The organism is Microcystis sp. M179S2 (assembly GCF_020245805.1).
Lineage (GTDB): Bacteria > Cyanobacteriota > Cyanobacteriia > Cyanobacteriales > Microcystaceae > Microcystis > Microcystis aeruginosa.
On sequence record NZ_JADBUE010000095.1, the window covers coordinates 1 to 3,743 of the forward strand.

The following is a 3,743-nucleotide window of genomic DNA, read 5'->3' on the forward strand; positions in this document are numbered from 1 at the left end:
AAGCGAAACGCGGTACGGAAAGAAATAGCGATTTTTGGATAGGCACTTATGGGAGCTTCTGGATCGAGTCGATGAGCGCGTACTCGGAACTCGCCTTTTCTTTGATCCGCCTCAAGCCAGGAAACCACCCCGATTTTTCTAGGGGTCTAACGGCTATGCGCCTTATCCAGCAAGCCTTTTAGTCGCCTTGTCACCCCTTGAAACTCTGCCTACATCTTGCCGCTAGACCCAAACTAACTTTTGGATACGATGCACAGTTGGCATTCATACCTTGATTCTGCAACGCCTAGACTTACAACTTCAATCAATGTGCATGGTGCGTTCCCCAAAAATCTATTAGTGGAGCGGTAGAAGTTGCATTAGGGAACTCACCCTTCCGATACAATTGCGTTATTCTCAAATTCCTTGGCGTTTAATAGTTCAGTTATTCATTTTCTTGAAAAATATCCCCATCGTATTCAATTTTAGCAAATTCGTTTTCTTCTTCTTCAAAAGAGTCTAGCTTCTCTCTAACTTCAGAAAATAAATCCTCCGATTCAGACGATTCTTGTAGTTGCTCATCAATCAAATCTACTCTAGGTAGGATGACATGAAACTCTTTTTTCCATTTAGAAATTAAATGTTCATTCCAGTTAACATCAGGACTAATTTCCTCTTTGGTCTTTTTTATTAGCTCTCTTACACCATCAGAGGTATCAGATAATATTATTTTGACAAGTTCTACACATTTATCGGCTCCAGAACCTTTAGTAAGAATGCTCAGATTTTCATTAGGCTGCACTATGATATTAGACCAGTGTGGTTGGTTTCTTTGAAAAAAACCTTCTTGATCCATTTTCTTAATACTATCTGAGATAGCGCTAAGAGTGGCGGTAATCCGATACTCTTTTCTTACTCTAAGTAAATATCTCGAAACTGCAAAAAAGAGTATTTTTTGTCCCAAAACTGTGTATAAAATACTGGATTGCCGTAACCTTTTTATCGCTGCTTTCTGGCTAGGTTTCAGCTGCGGTTGATCTGGTTGAATCGGCACATCTACCTCTAAATAATTTAGCTGTGATATCCAATCCTTAAATGGTTGAAGTTCGTTAAAAAACCAATTAAGTACAGCTTTTGTGCCTATTTGTGACAAATTAGGATGAGAATCATAGTAATCTTTTAAAGCCATTTGTCGCTCATTAGGTGAATTAAATGATTTTTTTAAAGCTTGCGGGGAGTCTTTTAAAATTTCCATAGTACATTCACTAATTAAATTTAGTGTAGTTAGATAAGGATCTGCTTGATTTAAACTGTTTGTAGAAGACCATTTAACATATTTGTCTTCAAGCACTTTTTCTTCCAAAATTTTTCTGGGAATTAATGCTGATATTTTACTGTCATCTAGCAATAATTGAGTTTGTTTATCAATAGATTTTGCAGTTTTGTTTATAACTGTAAAAATATTACGAGTCGCTTTGATAATATCATCTCTAATAGTTTCGCTTGCATTGCTATAGCCTACCCTTCCAAGTTCTCTAAATACTAAGTAAACAACTGGTATATCAAAGGTTTCAGAGCAATCAAAGCTATCTTTTAACTGTTGAGAATTTAATGGTTCTTTGCCTGTGTGAGCATTCCAGTATCTTTTTAGAGAAAGTAATCTATGTTGTCCATCAATGACAATTCTAGCAACGTTTTTGTACAGTTTTAAATTAACCCATTTTTCTACAGTTTTACCTTGACTACTAACTGTAGAAAAATCCCAGAACTCTCGTTGCTCATTTGAGTTTGGCAAAAGGACGACTACAATTGAATTAAAAAACCTAATTCCCCCTTGAGCTAAGTAGGAAAATATTTCTGTTTCCGCTCTTTTTTCATCGAGTTTTCTCTGGACTCTTTCGGAGAAGCTCCAGCTGCCTTGTATCTCGTCAGCAAATCGAATGTTTTCTACTGCATCACTTTGTTCTAAGGTTGTTATAAAGTATCTAACTTCACCAAACTTACCAGTGATTGCTTTATATTCAATAGTTTCTGGAGACTGATTATCTAGTTCCATATTTTAACTCCTTTGAGTATTGAATTTGGGTTGACATAATTGAATTAATAAGCTTTCCAATTGTCTAGAAATATTTTTCGGACAAGGAAAGGAAATAAACAAAAATTCGTTATTCGATCTTGAATTTCCATGTTTTGATAAAAAACCATCCTCTCTTTCCAAGTGTTGAAGAAATCTCATTCTTAAATTGTTTGCCGTGCCAATATATTCTGGATGCTGTAAAATGCTACATGAAATTAGAAACTCTTTCAGAATTCTTCGCTCCTTTGGTTGAGAAATTTCTTGAAGAAAATATTCCATATTCTGAGATAAACTAACTGGCTCTCCACAGATATCTATGGTAAATTTGCTTCTATCATTATTCTCAGAAAATTTTGTTTTAAACACTGTATTTTGCAAGCGAGTCTTGATATTACCACACAAATCATGCTCAGAAAAATCAAACGCATGATAGAAAGCGTAAACACCCGATGACTCCGGGAGATAATCTGCAGCAGATCTAGTAGCTGTTACCACAGTAAATTTTTTGAAAAAATTGTCGTGAACTGTTTCTTCCATGATGATATGCTGAGACTCAGAATTAGCCCATTCCCGCTTTTGAGGATTTTATAGAGTGACTTGTAATCTCTCCGTGCAATTATATCATTCCCAAATGAAACCCTTCAATAACATAATGTAAAGAAGATTCGGATCTTCTCGACTTTGTGTGATAATTTTTGCTTATGAAATCGTGAAATACTTATCAGGCAAGACTTTTAGGACTATTTTGCGGCATAGACTATCAGTATAGACCTCGTTTCCACACAGAAACCAGAAGAGTCAAGATTCCTGTTTAATGTCAGATAGTTATCCCTAATGAGTAATTCAAATATACTAAAAATGTCAAGTATTTGAAGCTATGCAGAGAGAATTGACAAGGATTAAAGGCAGTTCAAGAGTTTTTAAACTACCATCGCAGTCATAATATAAAGTAAATTTACTCATGGCTTCCAATTTAGCGATCGCTAATCTCTACTTATATTTTCAATTAAGATCTGAACTTCCCCCTTGACAAAAGGCCATAACCTGTGCTTTGGGAGGGATTAAGAGAATTTCTGATGCCCCCTTACCCGGTAGAAATCAAGGAAACCCCCAATAAATCTAACTCGGTTTTAGCAAATATGCTCCCTCCCTGTCCATTGAGAAATATTACAATAAACATGGGTACAGCAAAAAAAGTTAAGGGATGTATCTATTGATAGATAAGGGGTTTTGGCTATTGTAGTAGATATGTCTGGGGTCAGTTGAGATAGACAAAAATAATCAAAATATTTATAATAGAAGATTGGACTAAAATTTTCTGTGACTTGCCCATGTTATTGTCTGGCGCCACCGGTAGCGAACAATTTTTAGGTAGTGAAGCGATCGCCACTTACGCCACAGCTAAGGCCGTGATCCTGCCGATTCCCTACGAGGCCACCACCACCTATCGCAAGGGTTGTGAAACTGGACCGGCGGCGGTGATTACCGCTTCCCAACAATTGGAAGCTTATGACGAGGAACTTAAGAGGGAAACCTGTTTAGAAGTGGGCATCTATACCCATGATGCGATCGCAGATACCCGTCAGCAACCGCAATTGTCCGCCGAGGAGATGTTAGCCGTCACCACAGCTACAGTTTCGCGTTTAATTGCCGATGATAAATTTGTCGTCGCCGTCGGGGGTGAACA

Annotated in this window: 3 protein-coding genes; 1 reads left to right on the forward strand and 2 read right to left on the reverse strand. The window is 37.2% G+C overall.

Annotated features, from left to right (window positions below; all coding sequences use genetic code 11):
- Positions 1-424: 424 nt before the first annotated feature.
- Together IM500_RS05565 and IM500_RS05570 are read right to left on the reverse strand one after the other, a co-directional pair.
- A complete protein-coding gene (locus IM500_RS05565) occupies positions 425-2,035 on the reverse strand; it encodes a DNA sulfur modification protein DndB (RefSeq protein ID WP_147070683.1) in 1,611 nt (536 codons plus the stop codon).
- 3 nt (positions 2,036-2,038) lie between these two features.
- Positions 2,039-2,593 (reverse strand): GIY-YIG nuclease family protein, encoded by a 555-nt coding sequence (locus tag IM500_RS05570; RefSeq protein WP_012267255.1) that lies wholly within the window; start codon positions 2,591-2,593, stop codon positions 2,039-2,041.
- A gap of 794 nt (positions 2,594-3,387) precedes the next feature.
- Between IM500_RS05570 and IM500_RS05575 the strand changes: the two genes are divergently transcribed.
- Positions 3,388-3,743, forward strand: a 356-nt coding sequence (locus tag IM500_RS05575) for an arginase family protein (RefSeq protein ID WP_287737926.1), incomplete at its 3' end; no start/stop codon positions are given.